This window comes from Brassicibacter mesophilus, assembly GCF_050433385.1.
Taxonomy (GTDB): domain Bacteria; phylum Bacillota; class Clostridia; order Tissierellales; family Proteiniboraceae; genus Brassicibacter; species Brassicibacter mesophilus.
In genome coordinates, this window is sequence record NZ_JBNPXI010000001.1 from 18,418 (window position 1) to 39,483 (window position 21,066).

The following is a 21,066-nucleotide window of genomic DNA, read 5'->3' on the forward strand; positions in this document are numbered from 1 at the left end:
TACTTTTTTCATCAAACCATTCCTAAATCTCCAAGTTCATATAGCACTACAGCTGAAGTAACTAACCCAGCAGTTTCAGTTCGTAATATTCTTGGACCGAGTGTTACTATGTTACATTTAATATTTATCAACGATTGTATTTCAGTTTCTTCAAATCCACCTTCTGGTCCTATCAATATATGAATTTCCTTACAGCTGCAGTTTTCTAACACATCCTTAATACCAGTGTTTTCTTCGTTCTCATATGGAACTATGACAGCTTGTTTTTCTTTTAGAATAGCTATCATTTCATCAAAATCAAGTATATTATTTACCTGTGGTATTATACCTCTTTTACTTTGTTTAGCAGCTTCCTCAGCTATACGGTTCCACCTTTCGAGCTTGTTATTTTCTTTTTTTCTATCTTGAATCTTCACAACTGTTCTTTCAGTTATAACTGGTACAATTTTTTTTACTCCAAGCTCGGTAGCTTTTTGAATAATTAAATCCATCTTTGAGGCCTTTGGCAACCCTTGATATAATATTATATCAATAGGTGGTTCACTTTTAGAAGCTTCTTTACTTAATATTTCACACTGAACTATGTTTTTATCTATAGATATTATCTTAGCGGTGTAATCTGTTCGATCATTATCACATACAACTACAACATCTCCAACATTAAGCCTTAATACACTTTTTATATGTTTAACATCTTCACCTATTATATCAATAGAGCTTAAATTAATATTATTCTTATCTACAAAAAATCTATGCATCTATGTTACCTTCTTTAACTTTAGAGACAATACATGCCCATTCACCCATATTTATAATCTCAACTATTTCCATATTTTCTTCTATTAATGCTTGTTTAACACTGTCTATCTTTTCATTTATTATCCCTGAGGCAATAAAAACACCATCATTCTTTAAGAATTTTTTAATATCCTTAGATAAAATTATTATTATTTCAGCAATAATATTCGAAACTACTACTTCTGCTTTTTCATCAACTACATCTAATAAATTACCATGTCTAATTTCTACTAAATCCTCTACATTATTAATCTTAATATTATCTTTTGAAACTTTAACACAAAGTTCATCAAGATCTACTCCTATAACTCTCCTTGCTCCAAGTTTAGCAGCAGCCACAGATAGTATTCCACTTCCACACCCAACATCAAAAACCGTACTTCCGCTCTTAACATAGTTTTCGAGTTGTTGTATACACATTATAGTAGTTTCATGAGTCCCTGTTCCAAAAGCCATTCCTGGATCGAGTTCAATAATAATATCATCTTTATCAGCTATATACTCTTCCCATGACGGCTTAATCACTACATTTTTTGCTACTTTTTTTGGCTTATAATATTTTTTCCACGCATGAGCCCAATCTTTTTCATATACTTCTGTAGTCGTTACTTCACCGAGTCCTTTATCTAAATTGTATAGTGGTATTTTTTCTACATTTTGTTTTATTAGTTCAATCTTATCAATAAGATCTTCACTCTCAGGAAAATATCCTTTAACTATAACTCCTTCAAAATCTTGGTCCAGTAAACTGGAGTCTATAAAATCCCAATCATCATTTGCAGTCTGCAAAATAATGTCATTTGGATCCTCTATAGCTAGTCCTCCAACACCCACCTCATATAAAATGTTTGACACAGCTTCTACCGCTTCTGTTGTCGTTTTAATCTGGACCTCAATCCATTTCATAAACTTCACATCCTTCTTAACAAGTTAGATAAGCTTTATTTTTCTCAAATTATTATACCCCATATATGTAAAAAAAACCAGTAATTATTGATGATATACAATAATCACTCCAATAAATGGAGTGATTATTATCCTGTAAAAGCATCTTTGACTTTATCAAAAAAGCCTTTTTTATTTTCATGTCCAGCATCTCCACTTTCCTTAGCAAACTCTCTTAAGAGCTCTTTCTGCTTTTCATTAAGCTTTGTAGGAACCTGAACTACAACTTTAACGTACTGATCTCCTCTTCCATAGCCTCTTACATTAGGAATTCCTTTGTTCTTAAGTCTAAATATCGTGCCAGTCTGCGTTCCTTCAGGGATAGTATATTTAACATTACCCTCTAATGATGGAACTTGTATCTCATCCCCGATAGCAGCCTGAACAAACGATATTGGTATCTCACATATTATATCATTACCTTCACGAGCAAAAATTTCATGTGGTTCTACATTAATATAAACGTATAAATCTCCGGAAGGTCCTCCTTTTTCACCTGGTTCACCTTCTCCACGCAAAGGAATTACTGACCCTGTATCAACACCAGCCGGAACTTTGATGTTAATTCGTTTCATTTTCATTTCTTTTCCAGTTCCACTGCAATTAGTACATGGACTATCTATGATTTGGCCTAACCCATTACATTTATCACATGTTCCTACCCGTACAAATTGTCCAAATGGAGTCGTTTGCGCATATTTAACTTCTCCAGTTCCATTACATTTAGTACAAGTAGATTTATTAGTTCCTGGCTTAGCTCCTGTTCCATCACATACTGAACAATTTTCTGTTTTTCTATATTTAATCTCTTTTTCAACACCAAAAGCAGCTTCTTCAAATTTTATATCCAGCTTATATTTCAAATCAGCACCTTTTCTAGGACCTGATTTTCTACTTCCTGAGAAACCACCACCAAAAATATCAAATATATCTTCAAATATGTCTCCAAAACCACCAGAAAAACCCTGTCCAAATCCTCCACCTTGTCCATTAACTCCATCATGACCAAATCTATCATATCTTGCTCTTTTTTCTTCATCGCTTAAGACTTCATATGCTTCATTAACTTCTTTAAATTTATGCTCTGCTTCTTTATTATCCGGATTTAAATCTGGATGGTATTTTTTTGCTAATTGACGATAAGCTTTTTTTATTTCTTGTTCATTTGCTTGTTTATTAACACCAAGGACTTCATAATAATCTCTTTTACTCATATATTCACCACCTTTCAATGGTGTAGTCACCTACTAAATATTAAATAACCGAATTTAAGTTTATGCCATATTACTTGATATGTCAATAGGAAAAACCAAAGCTAAACCCATGGGATTTAGCTTTGATAAACACTATTTGTCATCATCAACAACTTCATAATCAGCATCTACTACATTATCATCATTACTGCTTTGTTGACCTTGAGCGTTTTGCTGCCCTTGATCTGGAGCTTGTTGATACATTTTCTGTGACAGTGCATGGAACTCATTTGTAAGCTCTTCAGTTTTCTTTTTAATATCATCAGCGTTATTTCCTTCAAGAGCTTTCTTCAAATCATCTAATTTTGCTTGAACCTTTGATTTTTCATCATCACTTATTTTCCCTTCAAGCTCTTTTAGAGTTTTTTCTGTTTGATAAACAAGTGAGTCAGCGTTATTCTTAACCTCTATAGATTCTTTATTCTTTCTGTCTTCTTCAGCAAATTTCTCGGCTTCTTTAACTTTATTTTGAATCTCTTCTTCCGATAAATTTGTCGAAGCTGTTATTGTTATTTTTTGTTCTTTACCAGTTCCTAAATCCTTAGCAGAAACATTAACAATACCATTAGCATCTATATCAAAGGTTACCTCAATTTGTGGTATTCCTCTTGGTGCTGGTGGAATTCCTGTAAGTTGGAATCTACCTAATGTTGTGTTACCACTTGCCATCTGTCTTTCTCCTTGAAGTACATGTATATCAACCGCAGTTTGACTATCTGCAGCAGTTGAAAACACCTGACTTTTCTTTGTAGGTATAGTAGTATTTCTTTCTATTAGCTTAGTAAATACTCCTCCAAGAGTTTCAATCCCCAATGATAATGGTGTAACATCTAATAACAATAAATCTTTTACTTCACCACTTAAAACTCCAGCTTGGATTGCTGCACCTAATGCTACTACTTCATCAGGGTTAACTCCTTTATGAGGTTCTTTGCTTGTTAGGTTCTTTACTGCTTGTTGAACAGCTGGTATTCTAGTTGAACCACCAACTAATATTACTTTGTCTATATCAGCTGCACTTAATCCTGCATCCTGCATTGCTGCCTTAGTAGGCCCCAATGTTCTTTCAACTAAATGTAGAGTTAACTCTTCAAATTTAGCTCTAGTTAAATCTATATTCAAATGCAGAGGTCCAGCTTGAGTAGCTGTAATAAAAGGCAAATTAATGTTTGTTGTCATTACACTTGACAGCTCTTTTTTAGCCTTTTCAGATGCTTCCTTTAATCTTTGAAGCGCCATCTTGTCATTTCTTAAATCAATTCCATTTTCTTTTTTAAATTGTTCAGCTAAATAGTCTATTACAGCCTGGTCAAAATCATCTCCACCAAGCATATTATCACCTTTAGTTGATATAACCTCAAAAACTCCATCACCAAGCTCTAGTATTGATACGTCGAAAGTACCTCCACCTAAGTCAAATACCATTATTTTATGGTGATCTTGGTCTTTATCTATACCATAAGCAAGTGATGCAGCAGTAGGTTCATTGATTATTCTTCTAACATTCAACCCAGCAATTCTTCCTGCATCCTTTGTTGCTTGTCTTTGACTATCTGTAAAGTATGCTGGCACTGTAATAACAGCATCAGTAACTTTTTCTCCTAGATAATTTTCTGCATCTGTTTTTAATTTTTGAAGAATCATTGCTGAAATGTCCTGTGGAGTATGTTCTTTTCCATCTATAACTTCTTTATGATCAGTACCCATGTGTCTTTTTATAGACATTATAGTTCTATCTGGATTAGTAACTGATTGTCTTTTTGCTGTTTCTCCAACAAGTCTTTCTCCATCTTTAGTAAATGCAACAACAGATGGTGTAGTTCTGTTACCTTCAGCATTTGCTATAACAACTGCCTCTCCACCCTCCATAACTGCTACACAAGAATTAGTTGTTCCTAAATCAATACCTATTATTTTACTCATTTTCATTCCTCCCTATGTAGTATTATACTATTTTGCAACCTTAACCATACTTGGTCTTACAACTCTATCTTTTAACATATAGCCTTTTAAGAATACTTCCATCACAGTGTCTTCAGCATGTTGATCACTTTCTTCTTGGGCAACTGCATGGTGATAGTTAGGATCAAACTTTTGATTTAATGCATCTATTTCTTCTAACCCACTGTCTTTGAGGATATCAACAAACTGTTTATAAACCAATTCTACTCCCTGATAAAAGTTTTCAAGCTTAGTTTCATCTATTTTAATTTCTAAGGCTCTATCAAAGTTATCAATCACTGGAAGAAGTTTGCATATCAGTTCTTGAGATGCATATAAATAGGTGGACTCTTTCTCTTTCTCAACTCTTTTTCTATAATTATTAAAGTCAGCTTGCAACCTAAGATATCTATTATCTACTTCTTCAAGTTCTTTTAGCGTATTTTCATACTCATTTTGTATTTTTTCATATTCTACGTTATTAGCTTCATCTTTTAAATCATCAACATTTGCCTCAAAATTGCTGTTGATTTCTTCCGTTATATTATCACCTACAGTATCACTTTTTTTCTCTTGCTTTCCCTTAATATCTTCTACTGCCACTTCCTTCACCTCACTAATTCTTTTTTGTTCTTAATTTTTCATAAAACATATGCTTTAGTAACCAACTAGCAAATTAAATTACATTAGTTAGGTGCAAGAATTAAATCTCACACCTTATTTTATGAAATATTTTTCAATTATTTCATTCAAATCTAAGGATAACGATCTGACTGTTGATATTACATTTGAGTAGTCCATTCGTGTAGGTCCTATAACTCCAATTTTCCCTATTGTTTTGCCATTAATACTATAAGTTGCAGTAATAACGCTACAATTTTTTATCTCGTCATAACTATTCTCATTACCTATTCTTACTTCGATATCGTTAAAGTTACTGTTTAACATCATATCAACAACAGTGTTCTTGTTTTCTATGAATGATATAAATTCTTTTGCCCTATTAATGTCGTTGTATTCAGGAAAATTAAATATCTTCGTTACTCCATCAGAGTAAAGCTGGATCTCCGCAGTATCATCTAAGGTTTGAATGATTATAGGAACTATATTTGATATTGAATCTTTCAAAGAATACATTTCATTTACTAATTTTTCATGAATACCAGAGCTAATCTCTTCAATTGTATACCCTCTTAAATTTTCATTAAGGAAATTAGTTATCATATTAAGTTGCTCTAAAGCTATTTCGTTGTCTACTCTTAGAACAGTATTTTTTACGACGCCTGAATTTGTGACAATTACGACTAATATTTTTGTTTCATCTATCGGTATTAGTTGAATATGCTTCAATTGACCTTTTTTTAACTGCGGTGCTATAGCAAGTGAAGTATAGTTAGTCACTTTAGAAAGAATTTTAGCAGCATTTTGAATAATTGTATCTATCTCTCCAATTTCTTTCATCAATATACTTTTTATATCCTGGCGAAGTATAAAATCAATATTGGCTGACTGTAAAAGCCTATTTACATAAAGTCTGTAACCTTTATCTGAGGGAATTCTTCCTGCAGAAGTATGCGGCTGAACCAAATATCCAAGCTCTTCTAAATCAGACATCTCATTTCTAATAGTAGCAGAACTAACTCCTAAATCATACTTTTTAGAAATAGTTCTTGATCCTATAGGCTCTGCACTTGATATATAGCTTTGTATAATAGCTTGCAAGACTCTAAGTTTTCTTTCATCAAGCATCATACTATTATCACATCCTATTGTTATTAAAAGATGAAAACAAGTTCCATCTTTTTTCGTTATTAGCACTCTATGCTATCGAGTGCTAATCTTTATGTTTTTAACTTATCATTGATATTTCAATTTGTCAATACCTTTTTAAAACTATTTCTTTAATCCATTTAATACTTTTATACTATTATCTACGGTAATATGTCCATAAAAACAAGATTGCATAAATCAAGTCCTTGTTTAGTTAATTTAATATTATTGAGGTCTTCATATAACAACCCTTGTTTAACATGTTTGGTAATTATATCTCCAAATTTTTCGCCTATATCAACACTAAATCTCCTAGCAAATCTACTTTTATTAATTCCTTGAATAAGTCTTAGCCCTAATATAATATATTCAGCCATTTCCATTTCTCTATTTATAACTTCAACTTCAGTTATTGGAAGCTCTTTATTATCTATTTTAGTAAAGTAATCTTCAAAATCATATAAATTTCCATATCTCTTATTATTAATATTTGAATGAGCTGATATTCCTAATCCAACATATGGTTCTACGTTCCAGTATATAAGATTATGCTCACATTTATATTCTTTCTTTGCAAAATTAGATATTTCATAATGATAATATCCATTTTGCTTCAATAATTCTACTCCAGAATGGTACATCTCTCTTTCTTCATCCTCGTCTGGTAATTGTAGCTCAGATTTTTGATGGCTAATATAAAATGGAGTACCTTCCTCTAATTTTAGACTATAGTATGAAATATGATCAGCACTTAAAATTATTGCTTTTTTTAGCGTATCTTTTACATTGTCTATACTTTGTTCTGGTAAATTAAACATAATATCAAAATTAATATTGTCAAATCCATGTTTTCTTATCATGTTATAAGTTTCAATAACATCATTAGCAGAATGAATTCTTCCTATTCTCTTTAACATATCATTGTTAAAAGACTGGACTCCCATACTTATTCTGTTTATTCCTATTTGTTTATAAATATTTAATTTTTCCCTATCTAGTGTTTTAGGATTTACCTCAATACTAAATTCAGCTAATTTACTCATATTTAACCGTTTATTCATGTGCTCTATTATTTCGTAGATGTACCTTCCATCCACATATGAAGGCGTACCACCACCAATAAATATCGTCTTAACATTAAACTCTTTTAATTCAGCAGTATACAAATCAATTTCTTTTTTTAAATAATATATATATTTCTCAACTAAATCCTGCTTATTCGTATATGAATTAAAGTCACAGTATAAGCATTTACTTTTGCAGAAAGGAATATGCACATATACCCCTATATCCTTCATCAAATTGACCTCCTAAAAAAAATGCACACGTATGTGTGCATTTTAGACTATTTATCGTCATACTTTAAAACAGCTAAAAATGCTTCTTGTGGTACTTCCACACTACCTAGCTGTCTCATTCTCTTCTTTCCTTCCTTCTGCTTTTCCAGTAGTTTCTTCTTTCTAGTAATATCTCCACCATAACATTTTGCTAGAACATCTTTTCTAAGAGCTCTTACAGTTTCTCTTGCAATTATCTTAGCTCCAACAATTGCTTGTATCGGAACAGCAAACTGGTGTCTAGGAATTACATCCTTAAGCTTCTCTGCTATCATACGTGCCCTCTCGTAAGCTTTTTCTTCATGTACAATTATCGAGAATGCATCCACTAATTCACCATTTATTAAAATATCAAGCTTTACTAATTCAGATTTCTTATAGCCCTTCAATTCATAGTCTAGTGATGCATATCCTTTAGTCCTTGATTTTATAGCGTCAAAGAAATCATATATAACTTCATTCAGAGGTATCTCATAGTGCATCACGACTCTTGTTTGCTCTATATATTCCATGTTAATAAATATACCTCTTCTGTTTTGGCATAATTCCATTATTGTTCCAACATAGTCAGTCGGTGTCATTATATTTACATCAACTATAGGTTCTTCCATATATTCTATTTCTGTAGTCGGTGGTAAATTAGTAGGATTTTGAAGCGTAAACTCTTCTCCATTCTTTTTCTTTACCTTATATATTACACTTGGAGCAGTAGTTACAATGTTTAAGTCAAACTCTCTTTCTAATCTTTCCTGTATTATCTCCATATGAAGTAGTCCCAAGAATCCACATCTGAAACCAAATCCTAATGCAATAGAAGTCTCAGGTTCAAAAACAAGTGCTGCATCATTTACTTGTAATTTTTCTAATGCATCTCTGACGCTGTTATAATCCTCTCCTTCAGCAGGATATATACCACAATATACCATTGAAGTTACCTTTTTATATCCAGGCAATGGCTTGTCTGTAGGTCTGCTCGCTTCTGTTATAGTATCTCCAACCCTTGCATCTTTAACATTTTTAATACTGGCTGCAACATAACCTACATCACCAGCAGACAGCTGATCTATACTAACTTGTCTAGGAGCAAATATTCCTACCTCTGTAACTTCAAATTTCTTATTGGTGGCCATCATTCTTATTTCCATACCTGGTTCTATAGTTCCCTCTACCACCCTTGTAAGAGCTATAACTCCTTTATAACTATCATAATAAGAATCAAAAATAAGTGCCTTAAGAGGTGCTTCGCTATCTCCTTGAGGTGCTGGTACTTTGTGTACAATATCTTCTAGTACATCTTCAATGTTTAACCCTTCTTTCGCTGATATCATCGGTACATCTTCACAGTCAAGTCCAATTACATCCTCAACTTCCTTCTTGATTTCTTCAGGTCTTGCACTTGGTAAATCTATTTTATTTATTATTGGTAATATTTCCAGATTCTGTTCTAAAGCTAAATAAACATTTGCTAATGTCTGCGCCTCTATACCTTGTGCAGCATCTACTACTAATAAAGCTCCTTCACATGCCGCTAAACTTCTTGAAACCTCATAATTAAAGTCCACATGCCCCGGAGTATCTATAAGATTAAGTATATACTCGTTACCATCTTTCGCTTTATACACAAGCCTTATAGCTTGGAGTTTTATTGTTATGCCTCGTTCCCTCTCCAAATCCATATTATCTAATAATTGTTCCTGCATTTCACGATGTGTAACTAGACCCGTTTTTTCAATCAGCCTATCTGCTAAAGTTGACTTCCCATGATCTATATGTGCAATTATAGAAAAATTTCTTACTCTACTTTGTCTGTCTTTTCCCATATTTATCCTCCTCCGAAATGGAAGTAATCTTTATAAATTATAACATAAGTTAAAAACTGTTAAAAGACCAGACTTTTTTCTGGTCTTTTAACTATCAAAAAATTTCTCTTTATAATAGTTAATTGTCCGAAATACACGCTTAGTCTGAGAGACAATCTCACCTAAGTAATAATCTATCTGCTCTTTATCGATAATGTATTCATCACCCATGAGATAAAGCCTATATAAGTCATTATCATTCACAATTCCATAAATACGTTTATCAGATATACACATTATTTCCCTTAAAGTATTATCTACTTTATACAAGCTAATTAATAAAAACAAAAAGCATACAACAAAAACCACAAATTTTAGTCGCCTTTGCTTTTTATAGTTCTTAATTTTTTTATACCTTTCTACTCTGCTTTCCACAATAATCACCAGCATTATTATGGACAACTTTCTGGTTCTTTATTCCTATTTGTATAGTGACCCAAATCTACTATCAAAAGGATAATATCTATATGAAGCTTTTCCTTTAATAGAATCTATTGAAATCAAACCTAAATATCTGCTATCTTTACTTGCACCTTTGTTTCTATTATCTCCTAAAACAAAAACATATTCTTCTGGTACTTCCCATACACTATCTTCATAAGTATACGTATAAGCTTCTTCACTAATATATTCTTCATTTAGCACTTCATCATTTACATATACTTTACCATCAATAATCTCAACTTTGTCACCAGACACACCAATTACTCTTTTTATGTAATCCTTGTCTGGATCATCTGGTGCTTTTAATACAACAATATCTCCTTTTTTTGGCTCACCAAGCATATACACTATCTTATTAGTAAAAAGCCTATCTCTTTCATGTAATGTAGGATACATTGAATAACCTAAAACATAAGTTGTATTAAATAAGAAGGTCTTAATCAATACTGCTATTATAACAGCTAGTGCAATACTTTTTATCCATTCATATATCTCTTTCCTTATTTTATTATCTCCTTCGCTCATTCTTGTTACCTCCTCATCTTATCAAATACCAAAATCTATTATACCATTATTTTAAGTAAAAAAAAAGAAAAGATAAACACTCAGTTTACCTTTCAAAGTTCATTTTATTGATTATCTTGTATTCCATTTATAACCTCGTTTAAGACTTCGCCAATTAGTTTAGCTGATTCTTTTGCTTCGTCTATTGTATTTAGATTGCTTCCTACCTCTAATAGAGTGTAGTAATCACTTAGGTACTGATTAAATTTCCCATAGGGTTTTATGATAATTCCTTTACATAATCCCGGATACATTTTATCCGATACTGACTTAATGTATTTTGCAAATTTTATTAATTCATCTTTATTTGGATTTTGTGGTCCTATAACCATAGAAAAGGTTGCAACTTCTTTGCTGTTAATTGTGACCTTAGAATCTTTTTTTGCTCTTTCTATATAACTAGCATTTTCTTCAATTCCATCTCTATGTACATCAAAAACTAGTTTTATATTCTTATTCTTGCTTAACTCATCTTTTGCAGTTGCTAAAGAACGAGCATAGGATTCATTGTATGATGGTATGTCATGATAAATATCTACATGTTTAAGTTTATGACCTTTCTCACTTAATACCTTTCCAATGATTTCTCCTATAGTTATTACATTATATTCTCTTTTGTCTGTATGAAATCTACCTGTTTTAATAGGTAAATATGCTTCAGTTCCATGAGTGTGATAAATTAGAATATAAGGATTTTCATGATCTAAATTAATAGAATTTGGAGTTTGTGTAGTATTAGAAGCAATCTGCTCATTATCATCAGTTCCTAGTTGTTCTTCACCTTCGTTATGTTCAATTGGGTCTTCTATGAACACTATATCTTCAAGGACAATAGCTTCGTTTTCTTCACCTTCATCTTCATTTCCATTTTCAATAAACTCAGCATTATTTCCACTTACAGCAGTAGCATCAAACATTTTGAAAATTGCAGGAAATTGGCTTTTAAAATACGTCTTTGGTTCAAAAAAAATAGACACTTTTGACCATAATCTGTTAAAATTCATTAGATTATCTTTTTCTACTTGAACATCATACACACGCTTCATATATATATTCGAACTTGAGAAAAGCCTTATATAAAAATTGTCTTCTTGTTTATTATCATCATTAATTGTTAAATCAACAGCTTCAGTATTTAAGTGACTGTCATCACTTGTATTACTAAAAACAGGAACTGCTATCTCTTCTACCTCTGCCTTATATTTAATGTCTGTCGTCTCTTTATTATTAGCTGCTTTTCTTATAACTTTTACTCCAAGAAAAAAATTTAGCAGGCATAAAATAGCTATAAATATATATATTATTCTATTATTATCCATTTTTTTTAACCTCATCATTAACACTCCTAACCTTTTTTCTAAAGTATTATATGAAATTATATTCTATACTCAGTGTTAATATGATTAAATAAGAGCATACAAAAATCCTATAGCAGCCTACAGGATTTTATTATATAAAAATTCTTACTTATATTTAATTAATATATCTATTAACATCCTTTAAGTCTATGCCATGATGTAGTGATATATTGATACCATTAGCAACAACTAACGACAAGCTACTTATTAGATCATCTATTTCTTTTGGAGTTACTACTACGTTAGGCATATAAGGCATTAACACTTCCTTTATCAATTCATGTTTATCTTCAGACTCCATTTGTTCAAGCATTTCATAAAAATTACTTCCTTTTTCAGAGTGATTTTTCATTGATTCTACTATCAATTCCATTGTATCATTGACCATCGTAGCAGCATCTACTACAGTTGGAATTCCTATAGCTATTACTGGAACACCTAAATACTCTTTATTTAGTGCTTTTCTTTTATTTCCTACTCCTGAACCAGGATTTATGCCTGTATCAGATATTTGAATTGTAGTGCTTACTCTTTCCATTTTTCTTGATGCAAGAGCATCTACTGCTATTACAATATCGGGAGAAGTTTTTTCAACAATACCTTTTATTGTTTCACTTGTTTCAATACCTGTTAATCCCATAACACCTGGAGATATAGCTGAAACGTTAGCCATAGCATCATCTTCAGTCTTATTATAAGCCTTAAACAGGTGCCGAGTAACATATACCTTATCAACAACATTTGGTCCTAATGCATCTGGAGTTACATTCCAGTTCCCAAGACCTACAACTAAAGTCTTTGTCAGTTTATTTGGATTTATTAATACTTTTAATTCTTTTGCCAATACTTTACTTATTTCATCTTTTAAATCTTGATCTGCTCTACTAAGCGCGGGGACTTCTATAGTTATGTAGCTTCCAACAGGCTTGCCAATCTTTTTCTCTCCATTCTTATTTAAAACTTTTACCCTTGTTATAGTATAGTCATTAGCTTCATCCTTTTCTACTTCAACACCCGATATTTCTTTTTTATTTCTCTGCTGATACAATTCTCTCGCTTCAATAGCCAAATCTGTCCTTACTTGAAACATAGCTCTACCTCCATTATTATAAACAGATTAATTTTCTTTAGTATTATATTTGCTCTTATAGGCAATATTTATACTAATAGAAATAATAGCTCTCAATAATCTTTATATTTCTGGGAAAACAAAAGAAATAGCATATTTTGCTTGCATTTTGTATCTCTTCATGGTAAAATTACTTTTGTTAATTGCATTCGAAGGGGGTGAACCTGATGGCAAATATTAAATCAGCAAAGAAAAGAATCGAAGTTACTAAAGTTAGAACGTCTATAAACAAATCAAGAAAATCAGAAATAAAAACTTATATAGCTAAGTTCGATAAAGCTTTAGACAACGGAAACTTTGATGAAGCTAAAGCATTACTTAAAGTAGTTGAAAGAAAGCTTTCTAGAGCTGCAGCAAAAAATACTGTTCATAAGAACGCTGCTTCTAGACATGTTAGTCGTTTAGCAAAAAGACTTAATGCTGCTGTATAATTTCATCAACTAGAGTAATAACTTAAATAAATAACTTCGGGCTATGCCCGAAGTGTTTTAGTTTTTGATAATCATAATTCAAAAATTTTTTCTAACTCTTCATATTTTTTATGAGTTATTAATGCATCTTTATCACAGTCTTTAAAATTCACTATATACGTCCATCTCCCGTATGGAGATATCTTAGATATCTTAGACATATTAATAATGTATGATTTATGACATCTATAAAATAGAGTTTTTTCAAGCTTACTTTCTATGTCACCTAAAGTTTCTGATGTCATATGTTTATCATCATTTGTATAAATAACTGTGCTTCTTCCTTCCCTTTGTACCATAACTATATCTTCCATATCTATAAAGTTGACACCATCTTTATTTTTAATTATCAGTTTATCCAAAGGAGATTGCTGAAATATTACATCTTTTACATTATCAGCATAATTGCTCGAACAAGTATCCTTAATTCTACTGAGTGTCTTGATAACTCTATCTATTTTAAAAGGTTTGGTTATATAGTCAAAAGCATATACTTCAAACGCCTCCGGCATAAACTCTGGATGAGCAGTAGCAAATATTATCATCTTCTTGGGATCTATATCAGATACCATCTTTGCACATTCAATTCCATCTAGTCCCGGCATCTCAATGTCTAGAAATATGACCTGGGGATCTATTTTTTCTAGAAAGCAAAGAACACTATTACCATCCTCTGCTTCTGCAGCAACTTCAAAACCCTCAACTTTTTCTACTATCTTTCTCAATACCATTCTCATTCCTATATCATCATCTGCTATTAGTACCTTTATACCCATGTCTTGTCACCATTCCTTTTTGTCCCTTTGGCTTTCCTAATATCTCAGATAAAATTATTCCTTGAAGAATTGTTTTGCTATTGAAGTTTAATATAAAATCATTATTTCGCGCATCTTTTTTATTTAGATTGGAACACAGCTCTTTACAATTCTTATTATTTGACGTTTTTGTAGACATCCTAACCACCCACTATTCCTTTTCTATTTCACTAATATCATTTTTATTAATATTTGAAATAGCTTCTCTCATGTCTGTATCTGCAATTACATTTTTCATATTATAATAATCCATAACTCCAATCTTACCGTTTTTAAATGCTATAGCTAATGCTTTTGGCACTTCTGCTTCAGCCTCTACTACTTTTGCCCTCATTTCTTGAACAGCGGCCAACATTTCCTGTTCTTTAGCAACAGCCATTGCTCTTCTTACTTCTGCCTTTGCTTGAGCAATATGTTTGTCAGCTTCAGCCTGATCAGTCTGTAGTTTCGCACCAACATTTCTCCCGACATCAACATCTGCTATATCTATTGATAAGATTTCAAATGCTGTTCCAGCATCAAGTCCTTTTTCTAGAACCGTTTTTGAAATAAGATCAGGATTTTCTAAAACTGCATCATGGGTTACAACCGAACCTACTGTAGTAACTATACCTTCACCTACACGAGCAATGATTGTTTCTTCACCTGCACCTCCGATAAGCTTATCAATATCTGTTCTTACTGTCACTCTTGCTTTTACCTTTAATTCTATTCCATTTTTAGCAATAGCGGCAATATCTGGAGTTTCAATGACTTTTGGTTTTACAGTCATCTGTACTGCTTCAAAAACATCACGTCCTGCTAAATCAATTGCAGTTGCCTTTTCAAACTCAAGTGATATATTCGCTCTTTCAGCTGCTATAAGTGCATTTACAACACTATCAATATCTCCTCCTGCAAGGAAATGAGCTTCTAGCTGATCACTTGAAATATCTAATCCAGCTTTTCTTCCTTTTATTAAGGCTCTTATTATTTTGTTAGGATTAACTCTTCTTAGCTTCATACCAATAAGAGTTAGTATGCTTACGCTTACATTAGAAGCAACAGCAGAAATCCAAAGTCCTATAGGAACAAAACTAAAGAAAAGAGCTAACACTACTCCTATAGCAGCTATTATTAATATACCGGCAAAGATTGGCATAAAACATCCTCCTACTCATTGTTATTTTTTACTTCATCTATTTTTCTTACCACAATACGTCTTCCAGATACTTTTATAACCTTTACAACAGCTCCTTTAGCTATATAATCTCCTTCTGAAACTACATCAAGCTTCACTCCATCAAAATCAACTGTACCTGCTGGTCTTAAAACGGTTATGGCAGTTCCCTGCTTATTAAGGAAATATTGCATATCACTAGTCCCTATATAACCGTCTTCGTTTTTCATCGCAGTAGATAAAACAATCTTTCCTGAAAGCTTTCCTTTGCTTGCAGAATTCAAAATAACAGATATTAGAATTCCTAACACTGCTAATATAATCATAATTAGAATTAAGGCCTCAAGTACAGTATTCGCTGTGACAATAATACCAATAACAAGAAAAGCAATTCCTAGTGCTCCAGGCACTCCAAAGCCTGGAACAAACATTTCAATTATAATAAATACAAATCCTAGTCCAAAAAATATAGCTGACAATAGTCCTATATTTGCAATTAGCTCTGATATTACCAAATACTCCCCCTCCCCTCAAAATATTTACTTCTTATACCTTAATTATATATCTATTTTATAAATCTTAAATACATATTGTCTGTATTATACATATATCTGCTTAAAATGTCAGATTACCTAATTATATCTTTTTGGTATCTTGACACTAAAGGCTGTAACCTTATCATCACTACTTACAGAAATGTCTCCATGATACTTTGAGACTATTTCTTTTACTATTGCTAAGCCCATGCCTCGATTTTTTTCATTTTTCGTTGTATATCCAGGTACAAATATTTTATCCACCATGTCATTACTAATGATCCCACCATTATTCTTTACTACAAAAAAATAACTGTCTCTCACCTCATTGATTTCAATAGTTATAAATTGTTTTTCAGCTATATATTTTACAGCATCTATTGCATTATCTATTAGATTACCTATAACCCTACACATTTCCCACGAAGGTACTTTTAACTCTTCAAGTCTAGTAGTAATTTTAACGTCTGTTAATATATTATTATCTTCACAATCTACAACCTTTGCTTGAAGCAGCGCATTTATCGCTGTATTAGATGTTTTTAAAATTCTATTTACTTTTTTTATATCCTTATACACCATTTCAATGTAGTTAGAAACTTCATCATAACTTTTAAGCTCAATCAAGCTATATACGACTTGAAGATGGTTTAAAAAATCATGCCTTTGAGCACGAAGTGTATTATTTAAGTCATTTATTTCATCTAAAGTTTTACTCTGCATAACATTTTGAATATGCAAATGTTTTATCGACTTAATATCCCTTATTGCTATATAATTATTAACTAATGATATAGAAACTAAAAAAAACATTAGTATATCTAAATTATCTTTAAATAGATTCTGTTGATTATCATACAACACAAAAGTATAGGTAACAAAAGCTAACAGTACTATTTGAGCAATATTAGTGACATATATTATGTTTATAGCTTTATTTGTATACAAATTAATGCTATATCGCTTTTTCATTGCCATTGTCCTTTCATTCTTCAATTTATAACCTCGTTAACTAGTTCTATAAAGACATTAGAATTCCTTCTACAATCATCCATTTATGGTGTGTTATAGTCGAAACAAAAAAAGTGAAGGTAATCTTCACTTAATAATGTTTCAAATCATTAGTCTATCTTATATTTATTTTAAATTTGAAAATTCAACTATAAGCATCTCAACAGCTAACTTACTATCCATTTTCCCTGTTTTTATGCTTTTATCAACTTCTAGTCCATCTTCTAATCCTTTTTTTAATTCTTCTATAGTAAAGTTTTTACTCTGACCTACTATCTTTTGCGCTACAAATGAATGTATATTCATCTTTTGAGCAATGCTTCCGTGACTATACCCTTTTTCTTCTAATAGCTTAGCCATTAATAATAGTCTTAATTGCCTTATTATCATATGAAGTATTACCTGCAGTGGCTGACTTTCTAAAAGCATTTCATTAAAAATAGATAAAGAGACTTCCGTTTTCTTCTGTCCAATTCCATCAACAAGCTTGAAAATATTGTTTTGAAGTGTTTTAATACCTACTTTATCAATATCATTTTTTGTGACTTCATTTCTATCACCAAGATAATTACATATTTTTATTATTTCATTTTCTAAGTCGTATAAAGTTTTGTTAATACTACTTTCAAAGTATCCTGAAGCTTGTATAAAATAATAAATGTCTTTTTTAGATATTTTCTTGCCATTCTTTCCGAATATATCTAAAATCCATTTGTTCAACTCTTCATCCTTAAGCTTAGTAAGCTGAATTACTGAACCAACCTCTTTTACTTTTTTAACTATTTTCTTTCTATTATCAATTTTATCTTCCTTTTCTACGAAGATTAAACATGTAGATTCATTAAGATTAAGTAAATAATTACTTAACTCTTCTTCATCTTGGACGTTACTACCTTTAGTACTAGTAAAATAAGTCACGTCCTCAACAACTACTATTTTTTTATCAGACATGAAAGGAAGTGTTTCGCATGCATTAATAATGTTATCAATTGATATCTCTTTCCCATCTAGATGTACATAGTTTAATGTCTCAAATGATTTATCAACATATCTATTCTTTACTTCAGACAAAAACCAATCTTTTAAATACATCTCATTTCCATATAAAATGTATACCTTTTTAAGATTATTTTTTTCTATATCGTTTAGAAAAATTTTGTAGCTCATTTAGTCACCTCATCATTAATATCTTTTAAAAAGTAATTTGCATTTCTTTTAAGTATAAAGTATATAGTTGATAAATAAAATATCATAAAAAATATTTTTATCTTATATTTTATTATTATATCATGTAAATTTTGTTTCTTTTGTAGATAAGGAGTTATTTTTATTGAATTCTGATCTAGCTTAGCAGTAATCATTCCATCTATATCATTTCTATATACTTTCACATTATTATCTACGTATCTATTAAGTACTTCTTGAGAAGGATGACCAAAATTATTTTTTCCTACTTGTATAACTGCATACTCAGGAGCATAACTGGTAATGAACCTTTGTGTTGATGATGTTTTACTGCCATGATGTGGTACCTTAAGTATATCAACATCATAATTTCTGTTCTCATTAGCTAGCGTTGCCTCCACTTCCTTTTCTATATCTCCAGTAAATAAAACTTTTTTGTTAAAAGCCTCTAAGAGCATTACTATTGATAAGTTATTCTCATTATATAGCATTATGTCTTCGTAATTATCAAGTAGACTCAAAACTTTAATATATTTATGCTTATTCAATCTGATAATATCATTTTTATTAACAACCACCATTGCAATATCTTGCTCTTTTGCTAGATTCTTTATAGTACTATATAATTTATTATTCGTTGGATTATATCCTATGAAGATGCCTTCTATTTTTATATTGCCAATAAGTGACACCAACCCTTCACAGTGATCTTCATGAAAATGACTTATAAATACAGCGTCTATCTTTCTAACACCTTGTTTTCTTAGATAAGGAAGAATGATGTTTTTGCCTACATCAAAATCACTTAGAATAGTGCCCCCACTATCTACAAGTATGCTTTTTCCGTCTGTTCTTATTAAGCTACAATCTCCTTGTCCTACATCTATAAAATCAATAATTACATTGTCTTCGGTAAGCACAATTGATATATTCAAAAAAATCACCGTAGCTAAATATGCAAAAATCAACTTAGCTATATTAGAGTTCAAAAAATCTAATCTTATCACTTTTAGCAATATCATTAACATTAAATAGTATAACAATATCTCCAGTAATGTCATCGACCTCAAAACCACATTTAGTAATGGAATATTATAAATAATATCAGTAAACCAGTCAGATATGTTTATCAAAGCATTTATAAAAAATCCGACAATAACAGCAATTTTAATATTCATCAGCGAGATAAGTAGCAACACAAAGCTCATCATTAAGCTCAAAGACAATAATGGGATTATTAATAGATTTGATAGTATGGAAAAAATACAGTAGCTATTAAAATAATAACTCATAACTGGAAACATGCCAATCTGAACTGCTATTAATGGAGATAAAATCTTATAAGCTTTACTATTCTCACTAGATTCATTAGATATAAAACCGTTAATTCTATTAGTAAAAACGATTAATGAAGCTGTAGCTATATAAGAAAATTGGAATCCCATGCTAAATACAAAAGAAGGTCTATACATTAAAAGAATTAATGCTGAAAATGCAAGAACATTTAGAGAATCATACCTTCTATAGGTCAAAGTGGAAAGAATAAGTGTACTAAACATTACAGAAGCCCTAAGCACAGATGATGGAAAGTTTATAAAATATCCATATATCCATATTAATAATATAGCTATTATTACCGATATTTTTTTATCCACTTTAAGTAGTCTAAGAAAGAATGTGATGACTAAAAATATTATACCTATATGTAGACCAGAAACTGCGAGAATATGAGCTATTCCTAAACCTCTAAACTTTTCTTCAGTATAGTCATCTAAGAAGCTGTCATCGCCAAGAATTATTGATTTCATTATATTACTATTTTTAGTATTTAGAAAGTTGTCAAGAGTACGTACAACATAATCTTTAAACTTACATGACACTATCTGCCCATGTGTTAATTGTCGTTTAGAAATTATGTCTGTATTATGACCATTTGTAGTCAGTATGCAAAATATATCTTGGGCTTGTAAATATAGTCTATAGTTAAATAAGCCCGGATTTGTATTTCTGTCAGGCCTCTTTAATATCCCATTTACTTTAACCGTATCTCCAATGTCAAGAGCTTGTCCTTCATAAACTCTCAAAATTATATTCTCATCAACAAAGTATGAATGTTTGTCTATGCTTATGATCAGTGTATTAGCTATATATGTGTTATAATCTTTATTATTGTTCATTTTGCTTATAATTCTACATTTTGCAGTTAAGTCCTCATCCAAAAAATCACTTAAATCGTTATCTATACTATTTATATACGATAATGAACCAACGACAAAAAATAATAATAATAATATTAGGTTATATCCTTTTTTAACAAAAATACATACAATAGCAATTACAATAAGTAATAATAATAGAATCTTTAGAAAATATATGTTTACATCAAGTTTATATATGAAAATTATTCCTATTATAAATGGTATCATCATATATACAAATGGTCTCTTCATATTAACACCTTATCATATTTTATTTGCAACATTTACAAGCTT

At 31.0% G+C, this 21,066-nt stretch carries 20 protein-coding genes; 1 reads left to right on the forward strand and 19 read right to left on the reverse strand.

What is annotated here, in order from left to right; all coding sequences use genetic code 11:
• Nucleotides 1-11: 11 nt before the first annotated feature.
• The 12 genes from HNR33_RS00120 to gpr form a co-directional block, all read right to left on the reverse strand.
• A complete protein-coding gene (locus HNR33_RS00120) occupies nt 12-758 on the reverse strand; it encodes a 16S rRNA (uracil(1498)-N(3))-methyltransferase (protein WP_429079034.1) in 747 nt (248 codons plus the stop codon).
• Complete coding sequence (gene prmA / locus HNR33_RS00125) at nt 751-1,704, reverse strand: 50S ribosomal protein L11 methyltransferase (protein WP_429079035.1); 954 nt, start codon at nt 1,702-1,704, stop codon at nt 751-753. Before prmA ends, HNR33_RS00120 begins: the two co-directional genes overlap by 8 nt.
• A 128-nt stretch (nt 1,705-1,832) precedes the next feature.
• Complete coding sequence (dnaJ, locus tag HNR33_RS00130) at nt 1,833-2,957, reverse strand: molecular chaperone DnaJ (RefSeq protein ID WP_429079036.1); 1,125 nt, start codon at nt 2,955-2,957, stop codon at nt 1,833-1,835.
• 132 nt (nt 2,958-3,089) lie between these two features.
• Nucleotides 3,090-4,919 carry a molecular chaperone DnaK gene (gene dnaK, locus HNR33_RS00135; RefSeq protein ID WP_429079037.1) on the reverse strand — a complete coding sequence of 610 codons (1,830 nt, stop codon included), beginning with the start codon at nt 4,917-4,919 and terminating at the stop codon, nt 3,090-3,092.
• Between the two features lie 27 nt (nt 4,920-4,946).
• Nucleotides 4,947-5,540 (reverse strand): nucleotide exchange factor GrpE, encoded by a 594-nt coding sequence (gene grpE, locus HNR33_RS00140; protein WP_429079038.1) that lies wholly within the window; start codon nt 5,538-5,540, stop codon nt 4,947-4,949.
• A 114-nt stretch (nt 5,541-5,654) separates the two neighbouring features.
• A complete protein-coding gene (gene hrcA / locus HNR33_RS00145) occupies nt 5,655-6,755 on the reverse strand; it encodes a heat-inducible transcriptional repressor HrcA (RefSeq protein ID WP_429079039.1) in 1,101 nt (366 codons plus the stop codon).
• A 113-nt stretch (nt 6,756-6,868) separates the two neighbouring features.
• Entirely contained in the window at nt 6,869-8,005 is a 1,137-nt protein-coding gene (hemW, locus tag HNR33_RS00150; RefSeq protein ID WP_429079040.1) for a radical SAM family heme chaperone HemW, read from the reverse strand.
• Nucleotides 8,006-8,052: 47 nt separating this feature from the next.
• The gene (gene lepA, locus HNR33_RS00155) at nt 8,053-9,864 is read right to left on the reverse strand and encodes a translation elongation factor 4 (RefSeq protein ID WP_429079041.1); all 1,812 of its coding nucleotides are present in this window, start codon (nt 9,862-9,864) and stop codon (nt 8,053-8,055) included.
• Nucleotides 9,865-9,951: 87 nt separating this feature from the next.
• Complete coding sequence (locus HNR33_RS00160; RefSeq protein ID WP_429079042.1) at nt 9,952-10,278, reverse strand: hypothetical protein; 327 nt, start codon at nt 10,276-10,278, stop codon at nt 9,952-9,954.
• Nucleotides 10,279-10,323: 45 nt separating this feature from the next.
• Nucleotides 10,324-10,872, reverse strand: coding sequence for a signal peptidase I (lepB, locus tag HNR33_RS00165; protein ID WP_429079043.1), 549 nt, complete (start codon nt 10,870-10,872; stop codon nt 10,324-10,326).
• Between the two features lie 104 nt (nt 10,873-10,976).
• The gene (gene spoIIP, locus HNR33_RS00170; RefSeq protein WP_429079044.1) at nt 10,977-12,245 is read right to left on the reverse strand and encodes a stage II sporulation protein P; all 1,269 of its coding nucleotides are present in this window, start codon (nt 12,243-12,245) and stop codon (nt 10,977-10,979) included.
• 139 nt (nt 12,246-12,384) lie between these two features.
• Nucleotides 12,385-13,359 carry a GPR endopeptidase gene (gpr, locus tag HNR33_RS00175; protein WP_429079045.1) on the reverse strand — a complete coding sequence of 325 codons (975 nt, stop codon included), beginning with the start codon at nt 13,357-13,359 and terminating at the stop codon, nt 12,385-12,387.
• A gap of 206 nt (nt 13,360-13,565) precedes the next feature.
• On the opposite strand from gpr, the gene rpsT reads away from it, so the two are divergent.
• Nucleotides 13,566-13,829, forward strand: a complete 264-nt coding sequence (rpsT, locus tag HNR33_RS00180) for a 30S ribosomal protein S20 (RefSeq protein ID WP_429079046.1) — start codon at nt 13,566-13,568, stop codon at nt 13,827-13,829.
• Nucleotides 13,830-13,900: 71 nt separating this feature from the next.
• On the opposite strand, the gene HNR33_RS00185 is transcribed toward rpsT, so the two are convergent.
• The 7 genes from HNR33_RS00185 to HNR33_RS00215 form a co-directional block, all read right to left on the reverse strand.
• A complete protein-coding gene (locus HNR33_RS00185; protein WP_429079047.1) occupies nt 13,901-14,644 on the reverse strand; it encodes a LytR/AlgR family response regulator transcription factor in 744 nt (247 codons plus the stop codon).
• Nucleotides 14,616-14,822: a hypothetical protein gene (locus tag HNR33_RS00190; RefSeq protein ID WP_429079048.1), complete on the reverse strand. Its 207-nt coding sequence runs from the start codon at nt 14,820-14,822 to the stop codon at nt 14,616-14,618. The genes HNR33_RS00185 and HNR33_RS00190 overlap by 29 nt, the downstream gene beginning before the upstream one ends.
• Nucleotides 14,823-14,834: 12 nt before the next feature.
• Nucleotides 14,835-15,824 (reverse strand): flotillin-like protein FloA, encoded by a 990-nt coding sequence (gene floA / locus HNR33_RS00195; protein WP_429079049.1) that lies wholly within the window; start codon nt 15,822-15,824, stop codon nt 14,835-14,837.
• Nucleotides 15,825-15,835: 11 nt separating this feature from the next.
• Nucleotides 15,836-16,357: an NfeD family protein gene (locus HNR33_RS00200; protein ID WP_429079050.1), complete on the reverse strand. Its 522-nt coding sequence runs from the start codon at nt 16,355-16,357 to the stop codon at nt 15,836-15,838.
• A 117-nt stretch (nt 16,358-16,474) separates the two neighbouring features.
• Nucleotides 16,475-17,374 (reverse strand): sensor histidine kinase, encoded by a 900-nt coding sequence (locus HNR33_RS00205; RefSeq protein ID WP_429079051.1) that lies wholly within the window; start codon nt 17,372-17,374, stop codon nt 16,475-16,477.
• Nucleotides 17,375-17,515: 141 nt separating this feature from the next.
• Nucleotides 17,516-18,556 carry a DNA polymerase III subunit delta gene (gene holA / locus HNR33_RS00210; RefSeq protein ID WP_429079052.1) on the reverse strand — a complete coding sequence of 347 codons (1,041 nt, stop codon included), beginning with the start codon at nt 18,554-18,556 and terminating at the stop codon, nt 17,516-17,518.
• Nucleotides 18,553-21,024: a DNA internalization-related competence protein ComEC/Rec2 gene (locus HNR33_RS00215; protein WP_429079053.1), complete on the reverse strand. Its 2,472-nt coding sequence runs from the start codon at nt 21,022-21,024 to the stop codon at nt 18,553-18,555. Before HNR33_RS00215 ends, holA begins: the two co-directional genes overlap by 4 nt.
• Nucleotides 21,025-21,066 lie beyond the last annotated feature (42 nt).

Bases quoted from the DNA above. Each gene is read 5' to 3' on its own strand.
- HNR33_RS00190 (WP_429079048.1), bottom strand. From the start codon at position 14,822: ATGTCTACAAAAACGTCAAATAATAAGAATTGTAAAGAGCTGTGTTCC.
- prmA (WP_429079035.1), bottom strand. From the start codon at position 1,704: ATGAAATGGATTGAGGTCCAGATTAAAACGACAACAGAAGCGGTAGAA.
- gpr (WP_429079045.1), bottom strand. From the start codon at position 13,359: ATGTTTCAAGTAAGGACAGATTTGGCTATTGAAGCGAGAGAATTGTAT.
- lepA (WP_429079041.1), bottom strand. From the start codon at position 9,864: ATGGGAAAAGACAGACAAAGTAGAGTAAGAAATTTTTCTATAATTGCA.
- HNR33_RS00185 (WP_429079047.1), bottom strand. From the start codon at position 14,644: ATGGGTATAAAGGTACTAATAGCAGATGATGATATAGGAATGAGAATG.
- spoIIP (WP_429079044.1), bottom strand. From the start codon at position 12,245: ATGAGGTTAAAAAAAATGGATAATAATAGAATAATATATATATTTATA.
- HNR33_RS00120 (WP_429079034.1), bottom strand. From the start codon at position 758: ATGCATAGATTTTTTGTAGATAAGAATAATATTAATTTAAGCTCTATT.
- lepB (WP_429079043.1), bottom strand. From the start codon at position 10,872: ATGAGCGAAGGAGATAATAAAATAAGGAAAGAGATATATGAATGGATA.
- floA (WP_429079049.1), bottom strand. From the start codon at position 15,824: ATGCCAATCTTTGCCGGTATATTAATAATAGCTGCTATAGGAGTAGTG.
- rpsT (WP_429079046.1), top strand. From the start codon at position 13,566: ATGGCAAATATTAAATCAGCAAAGAAAAGAATCGAAGTTACTAAAGTT.
- dnaK (WP_429079037.1), bottom strand. From the start codon at position 4,919: ATGAGTAAAATAATAGGTATTGATTTAGGAACAACTAATTCTTGTGTA.
- hemW (WP_429079040.1), bottom strand. From the start codon at position 8,005: ATGAAGGATATAGGGGTATATGTGCATATTCCTTTCTGCAAAAGTAAA.
- HNR33_RS00215 (WP_429079053.1), bottom strand. From the start codon at position 21,024: ATGAAGAGACCATTTGTATATATGATGATACCATTTATAATAGGAATA.
- dnaJ (WP_429079036.1), bottom strand. From the start codon at position 2,957: ATGAGTAAAAGAGATTATTATGAAGTCCTTGGTGTTAATAAACAAGCA.
- holA (WP_429079052.1), bottom strand. From the start codon at position 18,556: ATGAGCTACAAAATTTTTCTAAACGATATAGAAAAAAATAATCTTAAA.